Source organism: Desulfococcus multivorans (assembly GCF_001854245.1).
Classification (GTDB): Bacteria; Desulfobacterota; Desulfobacteria; order Desulfobacterales; family Desulfococcaceae; genus Desulfococcus; species Desulfococcus multivorans.
In genome coordinates this window covers 3,430,754-3,443,220 of the sequence record NZ_CP015381.1, presented here as the reverse complement: position 1 = coordinate 3,443,220, position 12,467 = coordinate 3,430,754, and the positions used below count along the sequence as shown (strand labels likewise).

15 protein-coding genes are annotated in these 12,467 nt (G+C 58.7%); 9 read left to right on the top strand and 6 right to left on the bottom strand.

What is annotated here, in order from left to right:
* The first annotated feature begins 1 nt into the window (after position 1).
* From bamA to dmul_RS15140, 4 genes are all read left to right on the top strand, one after another.
* Positions 2-2,848: an outer membrane protein assembly factor BamA gene (gene bamA, locus dmul_RS15155; RefSeq protein WP_159449696.1), complete on the top strand. Its 2,847-nt coding sequence runs from the start codon at positions 2-4 to the stop codon at positions 2,846-2,848.
* Positions 2,849-2,901: 53 nt separating this feature from the next.
* Positions 2,902-3,213 (top strand): thiamine-binding protein, encoded by a 312-nt coding sequence (locus tag dmul_RS15150; RefSeq protein ID WP_020877660.1) that lies wholly within the window; start codon positions 2,902-2,904, stop codon positions 3,211-3,213.
* A 35-nt stretch (positions 3,214-3,248) separates the two neighbouring features.
* The gene (locus dmul_RS15145) at positions 3,249-3,737 is read left to right on the top strand and encodes a MamS/MamX family magnetosome protein (RefSeq protein WP_020877659.1); all 489 of its coding nucleotides are present in this window, start codon (positions 3,249-3,251) and stop codon (positions 3,735-3,737) included.
* A gap of 177 nt (positions 3,738-3,914) precedes the next feature.
* Positions 3,915-4,592 carry a response regulator gene (locus dmul_RS15140; RefSeq protein ID WP_020877658.1) on the top strand — a complete coding sequence of 226 codons (678 nt, stop codon included), beginning with the start codon at positions 3,915-3,917 and terminating at the stop codon, positions 4,590-4,592.
* Positions 4,593-5,058: 466 nt separating this feature from the next.
* On the opposite strand, the gene dmul_RS20315 is transcribed toward dmul_RS15140, so the two are convergent.
* Complete coding sequence (locus tag dmul_RS20315) at positions 5,059-5,346, bottom strand: hypothetical protein (RefSeq protein WP_144016378.1); 288 nt, start codon at positions 5,344-5,346, stop codon at positions 5,059-5,061.
* Between the two features lie 223 nt (positions 5,347-5,569).
* Between dmul_RS20315 and dmul_RS15130 the strand changes: the two genes are divergently transcribed.
* Entirely contained in the window at positions 5,570-6,262 is a 693-nt protein-coding gene (locus tag dmul_RS15130; RefSeq protein WP_020877656.1) for a YkgJ family cysteine cluster protein, read from the top strand.
* A gap of 48 nt (positions 6,263-6,310) precedes the next feature.
* On the opposite strand, the gene dmul_RS15125 is transcribed toward dmul_RS15130, so the two are convergent.
* Positions 6,311-7,150, bottom strand: coding sequence for an amidohydrolase family protein (locus tag dmul_RS15125; protein WP_020877655.1), 840 nt, complete (start codon positions 7,148-7,150; stop codon positions 6,311-6,313).
* Positions 7,151-7,310: 160 nt separating this feature from the next.
* On the opposite strand from dmul_RS15125, the gene dmul_RS15120 reads away from it, so the two are divergent.
* Genes dmul_RS15120 through dmul_RS15110 form a run of 3 tightly spaced genes read left to right on the top strand, consistent with a single transcriptional unit; the run spans position 7,311 to position 8,768 of the window.
* On the top strand, positions 7,311-7,859 hold the full coding sequence (locus dmul_RS15120; protein WP_020877654.1) for a pyruvate kinase alpha/beta domain-containing protein: 549 nt from the start codon (positions 7,311-7,313) through the stop codon (positions 7,857-7,859).
* Between the two features lie 39 nt (positions 7,860-7,898).
* On the top strand, positions 7,899-8,246 hold the full coding sequence (locus dmul_RS15115) for a zinc ribbon domain-containing protein (protein WP_020877653.1): 348 nt from the start codon (positions 7,899-7,901) through the stop codon (positions 8,244-8,246).
* A 12-nt stretch (positions 8,247-8,258) separates the two neighbouring features.
* The gene (locus dmul_RS15110) at positions 8,259-8,768 is read left to right on the top strand and encodes a tRNA (cytidine(34)-2'-O)-methyltransferase (protein ID WP_020877652.1); all 510 of its coding nucleotides are present in this window, start codon (positions 8,259-8,261) and stop codon (positions 8,766-8,768) included.
* On the opposite strand, the gene miaA is transcribed toward dmul_RS15110, so the two are convergent.
* Genes miaA through dmul_RS15090 form a run of 4 tightly spaced genes read right to left on the bottom strand, consistent with a single transcriptional unit; the run spans position 8,753 to position 11,580 of the window.
* On the bottom strand, positions 8,753-9,715 hold the full coding sequence (miaA, locus tag dmul_RS15105) for a tRNA (adenosine(37)-N6)-dimethylallyltransferase MiaA (protein ID WP_020877651.1): 963 nt from the start codon (positions 9,713-9,715) through the stop codon (positions 8,753-8,755). The two genes, dmul_RS15110 and miaA, sit on opposite strands and share 16 nt — an antisense overlap.
* Positions 9,716-9,773: 58 nt before the next feature.
* The gene (locus dmul_RS15100; protein ID WP_020877650.1) at positions 9,774-10,598 is read right to left on the bottom strand and encodes a nitrilase-related carbon-nitrogen hydrolase; all 825 of its coding nucleotides are present in this window, start codon (positions 10,596-10,598) and stop codon (positions 9,774-9,776) included.
* Positions 10,599-11,183 (bottom strand): siroheme decarboxylase subunit alpha, encoded by a 585-nt coding sequence (gene ahbA, locus dmul_RS15095; protein WP_020877649.1) that lies wholly within the window; start codon positions 11,181-11,183, stop codon positions 10,599-10,601. It abuts the gene before it with no gap.
* A complete protein-coding gene (locus dmul_RS15090) occupies positions 11,176-11,580 on the bottom strand; it encodes a secondary thiamine-phosphate synthase enzyme YjbQ (protein WP_020877648.1) in 405 nt (134 codons plus the stop codon). Before dmul_RS15090 ends, ahbA begins: the two co-directional genes overlap by 8 nt.
* Positions 11,581-11,889: 309 nt before the next feature.
* Between dmul_RS15090 and dmul_RS15085 the strand changes: the two genes are divergently transcribed.
* A complete protein-coding gene (locus dmul_RS15085) occupies positions 11,890-12,207 on the top strand; it encodes a TusE/DsrC/DsvC family sulfur relay protein (protein WP_020877647.1) in 318 nt (105 codons plus the stop codon).
* Positions 12,208-12,467: the final 260 nt, after the last annotated feature.

The following is a 12,467-nucleotide window of genomic DNA, read 5'->3' as shown; positions in this document are numbered from 1 at the left end:
ATTGATACCCAGAATGCTGTTGATTGGCGTTGCGCTGCTCTTGATCCTGGACTCGGCTTCCGCACCTGCGGCGGACCCGAACGGCAGCGGCCGTCTTTCGGCCGGAGAGGGACCCATCGTTTCAGGGATCGATATCGAGATCGAGGAGGGCCGGGGGGATACGGCCCGGTGGGAATCCATGGCCAGGGGCATGATCCTGGTGAAGGCGGGGGAGCCGTTTTCAGAGGCCGCGCTTCAGAAGAGCCTTGCGGCGCTGGATGCCTCCGGGATGTTCGCGGCTGTTCACGTTCCAGACCCCGATTGGACGGCGGACGAGATCGTGCTGACCTTCCGGTTGACGCCCTTTTTCAGGATCCGGGCGATCCGGGTGGCGGGGGCGTTTCCCGTCTTCGATCGGGAGGTGCGGAATGCCCTCACCTTCCATTCCGGCGGCAGTTATGACGCTGAAAGGATTCCGGCCGAGGAGGCGTCGGTGGTCGATCTCTTCAAAAGCCAGGGCTACATCGCGCCGGTGGTGCGCATCACGGCGGAACCGAGCGGAACGGCGGGGATCGTGGACCTCCGGGTAAGGATCGATAAGGGCCGGTACTTCCGGCTCGAAAGCTTTGCCGTCGACGGCAACCGCGCTTTTTCCGACTTTCGGCTCAAATTGAGGACGGACGCATGGAAAAAATCGCTCCTTTTCGGGGGCGTCACCCGATTCGTTCGGAAGGATCTCGATGAAGACGTGCGGGAGCTTGTGAAATTCTATCGTGCCAAAGGCTATGCCGACGCGGCGGTGGACGCCCGTGTGGCCAGAGACGTCGAGACGGCGGCAGTTGACGTATGGCTGGCGGTGGAGGAAGGGCCGCGATATGACGTTTCGTTCGAGGGGAACGATGCCTACTGGGCCTGGTGGACCCTGCGCCGGGATCTCGCCCTTTCAACCGGAAACCGAAACGATGCGGGCCTCAAAAAAAGCCTGCGGAACATCCGCAATCGCTACCGAAGCGACGGATATCTCGACAGCCGCGTGACGACGGCCGAATCGCTTTCCGGGGAGGCCTCCGAAAAGCGGCGGGACATCCGCATCCTGATCGACGAAGGCCCCCGGTCCGTTGTCGAGCATATCGACATCGAAGGGAACACCACCTTTGACGACGACAGGATACTGAAACAGATGCTGACGCGGACCCCGGGCCTCCTTGCAGACGGCGAATACGATCCGCGGCGGCTCAAAGACGATATCGGCGCCGTCAAGGCCCTCTACCTCCGGGAGGGATTCCTGAAGACGACCGTGGCGTGGAAGATGGATTGGCAGGCCGGGACGGAAACCGCCGACGGCGACGACAGCGGGGACGGTAAACGCTACGGCCGTCTGGCCATCACCATCGACGAGGGGGTTCAAACCCGCGTATCTTCCCTGTCGATCACCGGTGTGTCCGTGGTCTCCCTGGAGACCCTCGAGACGGTCCTTCTCCTGAAGCCCGGCGAACCCTACCGGGAGTACCTGCTCAAAACCGATGAAGACACCATCACGGGCATTGTCGCGGAAAAGGGGTATCCATACGTTCAGGTCAAGGGTTCGGCCGCGCTTTCTTCCGACGGCACCGGCGCCCACGTCCGCTATACGGTTTCGGAGGGCGGATACGTGGGAGTGGGGCGGATCCATTTTACGGGGAATTTCCGGACGGTGGAAGAGATTCTCCGGAATGAACTGGAGATCCGGCCCGACGGGCCTTTTTCCGCCCGGAAGATCCTGGAAAGCCGTCGGAACATCCAGAACATGGGGGCCGTCGACTCGGTTCGTTTCAGGTTTCCCGGGTTGCAGGAGCGGGCGGAGACGGTCGATCTGATCGTAGAGGTGGAGGAGGAACCGCCTTACTGGATGGAATTCAGTCTGGGGTACGACACGGAACGACACTTTTTTGCCGCAGCCAGGGGCGGAGACCGCAATTTCCTGGGACGGAACCAGGACCTGAGGGGCGGCATGGAGATCAGTCAGATCGGCTATCGCCTGGAGGCCGCCTTTACGGAGCCCCGTTTCCGGCAGAGTCGGATTTCCGCCACAAGCACCGTGTTCGGCGAAAAACGGGAGGCGTTCAACCAGGATTTCGGAACCCGCAACTTCGGCGTTTCCCAGGTGTTCAGCCGTCGGCTGCTGGACGGGGCGCTGGATCTCGGACTGGCTTTCAGCCTGGAACGGCGGGAACAGTATATGCGCGGCGGCAGCCCGATTCCGGAGGGCGACGAGGAACTCTACAGGACGCGAACCGTCCTGGTCGGGACACCCTCGGCCGTCTACAATACGACCGATTCCTTTGTACGACCCACCCGGGGGGTATTCGCCTCTTTCCACGTCGATCTGTCCAGAGGGCTCCAGGAATCCCTGGACGATTTTCTGAAGTATCGATTTGAAACCCGTTATTACAAGACGCCGGTGGATCGCCTGACCTTTGCGATTCGCGGCATGTATGGCTATATTTACCCCTATGGATCCGACAGCGTCGTCCCGGACGACCAGTTGTTCTATCTGGGGGGGACCGCCACCGTGAGGGGGTTTGACGAAAACCTTCTGCGGATCGATGCCGACGGCAGGGCCGTGGGCGGTCGGGAATCCCTTCTGGGAAACCTCGAGGTCCGCTATGACCTGGGGATGAACCTCGAAATGGCGGCCTTCTATGATGTGGGCCGGATTGGTCGCGCCGGCGGCTCGGGCGGCTCGGACGATCTGCGGTCTTCCGCGGGCCTCGGTCTCCGATACATCACCCCCATCGGCGCCGTCGGTATCCTGTACGGCTGGAAACTGGACCCGATGGCGGGAGAGGATGCGGGGCGTCTTCACTTTTCCATCGGCTACACCTTTTGACGTCTCGGGCAGCCCCGACCCGGGTGAAAGGCAACAGATGAGGAGGTACCGTTATGTCGGTTCTGATGGAGTTGGCCATTTTTCCGACGGACAAGGGCGGGAGTGTCGGCGCGGCGGTCGGCCGGGTCGTCGAAATGATCCGGGACAGCGGCGTCGTTTATCAGGTGACGGCCATGGGAACCCTTGTCGAGACCCCGACCCTGGCGGAGGCCCTGGACATCGTCCAGCGTGCCCATGATGTTCTGGCGGGCGATGCATCCCGTATTTACGCCACCGTCAAACTCGATATCCGCAAGGGGGATACCGGACGCATTTACGGCAAGGCCCGATCCGTCACGGACAGGATCGGCAGCGTCAATACGTGACGCGTTCGTGCTATTTCAAAAAAGGAGGCATCATCATGACGAATCGAGGATTTCTTTCGGTAATCGCAATTATTGTCGTCGTTCTTGCCGCGGGTTTGGGAGCCGGTTTGGCCGGCGGTCCCAGGGAGATGGGGGGGTGGGAGATCGACGGCCCCTACAACCAGCTTTACAAAAACAGCGAACGGGACCGGCTCAAAGGAACGGTGGAGGGCTTCTCCGAAGTGGTGCCCCTGGCCGGCATGTCCCCGGGGACGGCGATGATCCTCAAGGACGAAGACGGCGATCGGATCGAGGTTCATCTGGGGCCGAAATGGTTTGTGGACCCTGACGGGATCGGGATACGAAAAGGGGATGAGGTGAAAATCAAGGGGGCCTGGGCTGAAATCGAGGGGCGGGACCTCTTTATCGCCGCCAAGGTGAAACGGGGTGAATTTGATGAGTACAAGATTCGACGGACCCGGGACGGCTTCCCCTTCTGGTGTATGAGCGACGAGGAGCTTGCCCGTGAAAGAGCCGGCGAATAGTGCCGCGATCCTCGGGAAAGGCTCCTGCCGCGGCCGGCGCTCCCTGGGTTTCGCCAAGGCGCCGGCCATAATGCATTGTCAAAACAATCGGAATTTGTTATCAATGGATCGAATTCCGGTGCCCATTGTCCGGACGACAACGTGACGGGCGCCGTCACCCTTTCGAGGAGGATCCGTGTGGGCGACAAGAAACGGATCATCATCATCGATGATCATCCCCTGTTCCGGGAAGGATTGAAAACCATTCTGGGGAGAAGCGACCGCTACGACGTGGTTGGGGAAGCGGGGAACGCCGATCTGGGGCTGAAAACCGTCAAAGAGATCAAACCCGACCTGGCCATCGTGGACATTTCCCTTCCCGACCGGAACGGGATCGAGCTTGCCCGGGACATTCTGAAGTGCTCGCCCGATACACGCGTACTGATGGTCAGCATGTATTCAAAGATCGATTATATCGTTCGCTCCTTCCAGGCCGGCGCCGCCGGATATCTGGCCAAGGAGTCGGCCGCGGATATGCTGATCAAGGGGATTGAGCACGTTCTCAACGGCGACTATTTCATGGACGCGAAGGTTTCTGAAAAAGTGGTCAAGAAGCTCGCCGAACTGCCTGAAAAGAAGATAGCCGTCAGTACGGACGGCTATGAGTCCCTGACGCCCCGCGAGCAGGAGGTGATGACCCTCCTGGGGGAGGGGTATTCCGCCACGCAGGTGGCTGAAAAACTTTTCATCAGCCCCAAGACGGCCGAGAACCATCGGGCCAACATCATGCGAAAGCTGGGCCTGCACAGTACGATCGAGCTGATACGGTATGCCGCCAAGATCGGGATCATCGACGTAGATCTCTGGAAGGAATAGCCTTCGGAGCGGTGTTTTCTGCCCGATAGCCCTCCGCTCTTTATGGGAGTCGATCCCGACCGGGACATTCCCCTACCGAAAATGATGCCTTTCCCCTATGGACAAACCGATTCGATAATCGATAGGTATTACTATCTTCAATTTTCGACTTTCAAAAGCCGGGAATGTCCCACGGATTGCTTACTTTTGTTCATGCTCCGCTGAAGTTTGTTCCGGGGGCCTGAAAACACGCCGACGCTCAAGCCGCCCGAGCGGCTGATGATTCACGACGCTCAAACGACGCGTGAGCGCCTCGTGCAAAGGGCTTCGTCATTATCCCCGACATTACTGCTTCCCGGTCAACATTGTGAAAGCCGGAAGTTGATTGGTGCTGTGAACCCATCCTGATATGCCGAGAAAACATGGAAAAATCGATCGAAAAAAAGGTTCGTCCGGAAGAGGGATGCAAGGCGTCGATAGAGGTCAACTATTTCAATATGCCGGTGGGAACCACCAGCTGGACCTTCAGCCATTGGGGGGAAGGGGTTTGTTTCCAGTCCACCCGGCCGTTTGAGATCGGATCGACCGTATGGATCCGTTCCCGCAGAGCCAAAGCGGGCGTCGCCGGCAACAGGTTGCCGCCGATGAATGCACTGGGCCGGGTGATGTCGTGCAGGGAGATGCCGGGAACGATGCCCTCCAGATACGAGGTCAGGGTCCGATATTTTCTTCCGGAATACTGAGACGGCTGAGAAGGGTGCAGGGTTTTTCCCAAGTCCTGCTGTGTCGGCAGGTCGCCGGAGGGATATCACCTGCATCGGCAAGTACGGCGACGCCATCAAACCTCGGCGGGGGGTGTCGGTTTCATGCGGCGATGACGTGACGCCTGCAGGCCCCGTGCCGATCCCGGGGAAGGAAATGGCTGCCGGTGAGCGCTTTGGTTTGCCGAAAGCGGCCTTTCCGTGCTATGGACGAATCCGGAAAAAGGAGGTCCATGCATGGGCGTTGAAGAAAAACTGGCGGTGCTCGATCACATCTATCGGGTGTACGAGGGGTTTATCGCCGAATATGAGACCGCATGCCGAAAGGGATGCGCCCGATGTTGCACGCGAAACGTCACCCTGACCACCCTTGAAGCCTATGCCCTGTCGGTCCGTCTTGTTGACGAGGGAAGAGCCGACTTTTTTGAGAAACTTCGGGGGGCGATCGACCTGCCCCGGTTTATCCCCCGGGTGACGACCAACGCTCTGGCGGAAATCTGCATCCGGGGGGAGGATCCCCCGGAAGAAGCGAGCGATCCGGATTGGGGTGCCTGTCCGTTTCTGGAAGAGGGGGAGTGTCCGGTCTACGCCGTGCGCCCCTATGGATGCCGGTGTATGGTTTCGGCACTTCGGTGTGATGATACCGGCTTCGCGGAGATGGATCCGTTCATTGTGACGGTCAACAATGTGGTCCTGCAGTACCTCGAGCATGTGGATCGGGACGGCTATTCCGGCAACCTGACCGATCTTCTCCTTTTTTTCGCATCGGCGGATAACCGTCGACGATATCGGGCGGGCAGCCTTGGCCCCCCGCCCGAAGGCCTCATCCGAAACCGGCCGATCCGCGCGCTCATGGTCCCGCCCCGACACCGACAGAAGATGCTTTCCTTCATCGAAAGCCTTCAAAAGGTGCCATCCAACCTCCCCTGATCGCCTGTCCGTGTTTTTCAACGACGGCACCCCCGTCACCGTCGGGGCTTACAATCCCAGGAGTTTTCGGGCATTCTCTCCGCAGATGTCGGCCCGATCCTCGCTGGAAAGGTCCGTTTTATCCATGTCGCTGAAATAGCGGCCGGGCTTGAGAAGCGGATAGTCGGTGCCGAAAAGGATCTTTTCCTGGCCGGCCATCTGACCCGCCATGGGATAGATGTCGATGTCATAGAGAAAGGGGGAGGCCGCCGTGTCGAACCAGACGTTCCCGAGGGTCTCCTTGACCTCGCGTTTCAGGAGGTTGTAGAAGAAGATGCCGCCGCCCCAGTGGGCCAGAACGATTTTGTTTTCGGGAAAGGTCTGGATCATCCGATAGATTTGGGCGAGGGTGTTGGGACTTTTACCGGGGTATTGGTGACCGACGGGCTCGTTGGTGTGAATGAGAATCAGGCGGTCGTGGTCGCGGCAGAGGGCCATGACGGGCTCCAGCGCGCTGATGCACGTCTCGTCGATTCCCGAGGTGTAAAACGCCAGTTCTCCGACGCCGTGCAGCCCGGCGCCAAGGCATCGCTCGGTCTCATCGGCCGCCTTCGGGTTCAGCGCATCGAAACAGGCGAGGCCGATGAACCGGTCCGGGTATTTCAGGACCGTCTCGATGATGTAGTCGTTCTCTCTTCTGAAGGTGTCTGCATCCTGCCAGGGGAAGCCGAAGATTACCGAGCGGTCGACGCCTTCCTCGTCCATCATCCGCAGGGTGTCCTCTGCGCTCACCAGCCGGGATTTGGGAGAATCGTAGAGGAGTTTGAACGCCGGTTCCGATGGAAAAAAGGCGGATCGATTCTGTCGGATTTTTTCGGAAAAGATGTGTACATGAAAATCAATGATCATGTCGTGCCTCCGCATAGAGGGGGTCGTCGGATGAAAAATGCCTTTGACTTTTTGGGGATTCACTTTTATTCAGGGAATTGCCGATTGATAGAATAGGAACAAACGCGGCATTAGATCAAGTATAAATTTCGAGTCGCGGCACTTTCATGAAGGAGGATGCATGTGGTTTGACAGACCCGGCAGGGAAAACACGGACAGAACCTTGGAACTGGCATACGAGCGGGGCAAAGCCCTGGGGATCGAGGAGATGGTGGTGGCTTCCACGAAAGGGGAGACCGGATTCAAGGCACTCGAGATCTTCAAGGGGTTCAAGGTAGTGGTGGTGACGTATCACTGCGGGTTCAAAGAGCCGTTCAAGAGTATCATGCCCGCCGATGTGAAGAAATCGCTGATCCAAAAGGGCGCTGTGGTGGTGGCGGCCACTCATGCGCTTTCCGGGGTGGAACGGGCCGTCGCCAACAAACACTCGGGCATTTATCCCGCACTTCTGATTGCCGACACCTTGAGGCTCTTTGGCCAGGGGGTCAAGGTGGCGGTGGAGGTTTCGATCATGGCGGCGGATGCCGGCGCCCTGTCCGGCGGGGACATCGTCGCCGTCGGCGGCACCGGCAAGGGGGCCGACGCGGCGGTGGTTCTGAAGCCGGCCAATCAATCGGATATGTTCGACATTCGTATTCGGGAAGTGATCTGCAAGCCTCGGGATTTCTGACCATCTCCAAGGCCAGGCCTCGTGAGGGGGGAGGACGGCATGTTTTTTCTGATTGGCGGCATCACGCCAAGGATCAAGGTCCTGGACGAAAAGCCCGTGATATGTCCGGTGTGCGGTCTGGCCCAGGCCTATCACAAGCGGGTGGACTATTGGTTGAATCTTTTTTTCATTCCTGTCGTCCGAATCCGGAAGGGGGAACCGTTTTTGATGTGCGAGCGATGTGAACGGCAGATCCATGAGATGGGGGAAGAATATCTGGCCGCTGTCGATCGGATGAACGCCCGGTGCCGGTATTGCGGCAGAGCTCTCCATCCCGAATTCCGCTACTGTCCTCATTGCGGAAAAGCCGTGTCGACGCCTTCCGGCGCTTCGACCCCTGAATCCTGACCGGAACCTCGAATGGATCAATCTCCGAAAGCACCCGCTTCGCCGTCAGTGGAACGTCATGTGGTCCTGGTAGCGCCGGAGGTCCATTGGAACACCGGAAATATCGGAAGGACCTGTCTGGGGGCCGGGGCGTTCCTCCACCTGGTCAAACCCCTCGGATTCTCCCTGGCGGAGCGGGAGGTGAAGCGGGCGGGTCTCGATTACTGGCCCAGGGTTCGGTTGTCGGTCTGGGAGTGTTTTGAAGAGTTCCTGGCGGCCGCCGCACCGTCTTCCGCGGAAATGGCGCTCTTCGCCAAAAAGGGATCGCGGCCTTTCTGGCACATGACGCCGCCGCAACGGTTCTTTCTGGTTTTCGGCGCCGAGACCCGGGGCCTGTCACCGGACATCCTCGCCCGCTATCCCGCCAACACGTATCACATCCCCATCACCCGAGAGGTGAGGTGCCTCAATCTTTCCACCAGTGTGGGCATCGCCCTTTACGAAAGCCTGCGGACCGCTTCCCCCTTTCACGCCTGGTCCTGAGTCCGGGGTCGGCCCCTTTCAGTCAAAAATTCGAGGATCCGGTTCCGCATCGTTTCCAGATCATGGGGCGGCACCCACCACACTTCGGGGTCGGCCCTGAACCAGGTGTATTGTCGCTTGGCATACCTTCGGGTGTCCCGCTTGAGGGTTCTCACGGCTTCGGCCCAGGTTGTCCGTCCTTCGATGAAATCGGCCATGTGACGGTATCCGATGGATTTCATGGATTTGAGCTGCGAAGGGTATCCCAGTTCGAGAAGCCCACGGACTTCTGCCGCCAGGCCCATAGCGAGCATAATGTCCACGCGCCGGTCGATGCGCTCGTAAAGCGCCGACCGTTCCATCTCCAATCCGATTTTGAGGGTCCGGAAGGGGGCCTCGCCGAATCGATGCGTCGAATGATGGTCGGAGAGGGGTTTCCCCGTCGTTTCAAAGATCTCGATGGCCCGAATGATCCTGAAGGCGTCGTTGGGGTGGATCCGTCCGGCGGTTATGGGGTCACGCTCCTGAAGCCGACGGTGAAGCGCCGGGGCGCCCATCCGGTCCACCTCCTGTTTGAGCCGTTCGCGGAGTGCCGGGTCGACGGGTTTGGCGCGGAAGATGCCCTGGGTCAGGGATTTGATGTAGAGGCCCGTGCCGCCGGTGACGATGGGCAGGGCGTTCCGGGCGACCACCGCCGCGATGACGGCTCGGGCCTCTCGCGCATAGCGGGCGGCATCGAACGGTTCGTCCGGATCCGCGATATCGATCAAGTGGTGCGGCGCGGCGGTTCGTTCTTCAGGCGTCGGTTTCGCCGTACCGATATCCATGTGCCGGTAGATCTGCATGGAATCGGCGCTGATGATTTCGCCGTGGAAGATCCGGGCCAGCGCTATCGCCGTCGCGGTCTTGCCGATGCCGGTCGGGCCGCAGATGACGACGATATCCGGTTTTTTCCGATGCGAATTCATGGCGGACTGGTCTCCTGACACAAAAGCCGTGGAGGGCGCCGCTGCAGCAATCCGGTGATCAGTCGCCGCCTCGAGCCCGTTCGTAAAGACCCTGGCGCCGGTTGGGCAGAAAGAATCGCATCTTGTGGCCGCGAACCCGTTCCATGGCGGCCGCTGAAAGGTCGGCCAGGAGCATTCCTTCCCGTCCGCTCAGGTCTTTTCCGATGATGTTGCCGGAAGGATCGATGGCCAGGGCGATTCCCGGAAAATAAAGTCCGTTGCTGTTTTCTCCGGCCTGGTTGCAGGCGATGACAAAGAGGCTGTTGTCGAAGGCCCGTGCCGGCAGGTGGCGCCGCCATGACCGGTATTTCTCCTCGGGGGTGCCCCGGGGGGAGGCATGAGGCATGAAAATGACGTCGGCACCTTTCTGGGCCATCAGCGTGGACAGGTCGGGAAAATGAGCATCGTAGCAGAGCTGAATCCCGAACCTGATCTCCGCCAACTCGAACACGGGTACCGCATTCCCCGGTGTAAAGACCCCCTGCTCGGGCGGCGCGATGTGAACCTTGCGATAGACGCCGAGCCCGCCGTCCGGGAAGGCCGCCAGGTGGCTGACAAACAGCGCGCCCCTGTCCCCCTTTTCGGCCATGCCGGCCAGGATGACGATGTCCTCCCGCCGGGCGAGACGGGAGATCGCCTCGCTGACGGGGCCGGGCACCGTTTCCGCGACGGTCTTGATGTCGGGGCGGCTGCTGTACCCGCAGATATTCATCTCGGGAAAACAGATAAGGTGGGCCCCCCTGGATCTGGCTGCCAGAACCATCTCCGTCATCCGCTCCATATTTTTCTGGATATCGGGGGCGGCGGAATGGAATATGGCCGCGGCGATGCGAATATCTTTCATCTAGAGATCGAAGTGGGCTTTTATCTTGTAAACGGCGGTGGCCGGAAGGTTGATGATCTCTTTCACGCCGGTGACATCGACGATCTCCCGGAGATGCCTTTCGATTTCAGACATGGACGGGGCGATAAAGGTAAACCATACATTGAAGTCGCCGTCCCGTGTATAATTGTGGGTCACCCCGGGGTAACGATTGACGGTTTCCGCGAAAAGCGCGTGCCGGTCCTCCGGAACCTTTGCGGCACAGAGCGTACTCACGAAGCCGAGCTTGCGGGGGAAAAAGTTGGCGCCGATTCTCCGGATGATGCCGCATGCCTTGAGACGCCGCAAGCGACGGATGACCTCCGCTTCCGGAATGCCCAGTTCCGCTCCGATGTCGGCATAAGGGTTGGGGGATATGGGGAAGTCGGATTGTATCCGGTTCAGGAGCCGGCGATCCGTGGCGTCCATTTCGTCGATCGGCGCCGCATCGGACACGGGCGTATTCGGGAGATTCGCTTCAGCACCCGGAATCGACCTGTTCGCCGAACCGTTCATACCGTCATTCCCCGTTTGCCGTACCGCCGGAGGCGTTGCGGATTCATCCATGGTGTCCTCCTTTCAGAAAATTGACATGCAGATTCCGGTTTCGCGGTCCGTCGAACTCGCAGAAGAATATGCCCTGCCACCGACCCAGTATCAGGCGACTGTTCTCGATGGTCAGCAACTCGGAAGCCCCCACCAGAGTCGATTTGACGTGGGCCGGTGAGTTGCCCTCGAGATGGCGGTAGGCCGCATCCCAGGGAATCACCCGGTTCAGGACCATCAGGATATCGTCTTTTACGGTGGGGTCGGCGTTTTCGTTGATAGTCACCGCCGCAGTCGTGTGCGGCACATAGAGCATGCAGAACCCGTTGTCGATGTTTTCGACCGCAACGGCCTTTCGCACCGCTTCGGTGACGTCGATAAGCTCGGTTTTCTGATTGGATCGGATCGAAAGGATCATGGGGTCCGCCTCTTTGGTGGCGCCATCACGGAAATCGCATGGGTGCCGGGTTCTTATTGACTTCGACCGCCTTTTTTTGTATAGGAACAGACGATGGATGTCAATATGAATTGTAATATTTTCAAGAAGCTATAATTTAGTGTCCAGGGTAATGGTTTTTTTGTTAAATTTTCTTGAAATCAATTTTGATGTTGACAATTCCGAATCATAAATATAAACATCCTACATAAAAAATTACCATCAGGCGATATACATATACGTATATGGAGTTGAAGTATCGTTCAAACATTAGAAGAGGGGGTTTTTTGAATGGCAACAATCGAGTTTAAAGGCAAAGAATTTGACGTTGACGAGGATGGTTTCATCACGGATTACAAGCAGTGGAACCAGGAGTGGGTCGAGTACGTTAAGGAGCAGGAAGGTATCGACGAGTTGACCGACGAGCATCACCTGGTCGTAAAAGTCCTCCAAGAATACTATGAGAAAAACGGTATCGCCCCCATGGTCCGGGTTCTTTCCAAGCTGACCAAGATGAAGCTGAAACACATCTATGAGCTCTTCCCGTCAGGTCCGGGCAAGGGCGCCTGTAAGATGGCGGGTCTGCCGAAGCCGACCGGCTGCGTCTAATCGACGTCCCGGTTTTCGCTTTTTCGTTCGATCGTAAATGGGGTGATGAAAATCACCCCATTTGTGTTGGGGCGCCGGGTATCCATCCGTCCCGATTTTTCCGTCATGCCCGTTTTCGGCGTCTTCAACCTCGCCGCCCACCCTTTTGGACAACGCTTTCCCTATCCGTTTCCCGCCGGCTTGATTTCCTCCCCGAATTCCGTTAAGACTGGATCCGTACGATCTTCCATCGGTTTTAGCGGTACTTGACCATTGAGGCC

What these genes read in the sequence shown, in the direction of transcription:
- dmul_RS15150 (WP_020877660.1), top strand. Translation starts at nt 2,902, where the DNA reads ATGTCGGTTCTGATGGAGTTGGCCATTTTTCCGACGGACAAGGGCGGG.
- dmul_RS15145 (WP_020877659.1), top strand. Translation starts at nt 3,249, where the DNA reads ATGACGAATCGAGGATTTCTTTCGGTAATCGCAATTATTGTCGTCGTT.
- dmul_RS15130 (WP_020877656.1), top strand. Translation starts at nt 5,570, where the DNA reads ATGGGCGTTGAAGAAAAACTGGCGGTGCTCGATCACATCTATCGGGTG.
- dmul_RS15125 (WP_020877655.1), bottom strand. Translation starts at nt 7,150, where the DNA reads ATGATCATTGATTTTCATGTACACATCTTTTCCGAAAAAATCCGACAG.
- dmul_RS15120 (WP_020877654.1), top strand. Translation starts at nt 7,311, where the DNA reads ATGTGGTTTGACAGACCCGGCAGGGAAAACACGGACAGAACCTTGGAA.
- dmul_RS15115 (WP_020877653.1), top strand. Translation starts at nt 7,899, where the DNA reads ATGTTTTTTCTGATTGGCGGCATCACGCCAAGGATCAAGGTCCTGGAC.
- dmul_RS15110 (WP_020877652.1), top strand. Translation starts at nt 8,259, where the DNA reads ATGGATCAATCTCCGAAAGCACCCGCTTCGCCGTCAGTGGAACGTCAT.
- miaA (WP_020877651.1), bottom strand. Translation starts at nt 9,715, where the DNA reads ATGAATTCGCATCGGAAAAAACCGGATATCGTCGTCATCTGCGGCCCG.
- dmul_RS15100 (WP_020877650.1), bottom strand. Translation starts at nt 10,598, where the DNA reads ATGAAAGATATTCGCATCGCCGCGGCCATATTCCATTCCGCCGCCCCC.
- ahbA (WP_020877649.1), bottom strand. Translation starts at nt 11,183, where the DNA reads ATGGATGAATCCGCAACGCCTCCGGCGGTACGGCAAACGGGGAATGAC.
- dmul_RS15090 (WP_020877648.1), bottom strand. Translation starts at nt 11,580, where the DNA reads ATGATCCTTTCGATCCGATCCAATCAGAAAACCGAGCTTATCGACGTC.
- dmul_RS15085 (WP_020877647.1), top strand. Translation starts at nt 11,890, where the DNA reads ATGGCAACAATCGAGTTTAAAGGCAAAGAATTTGACGTTGACGAGGAT.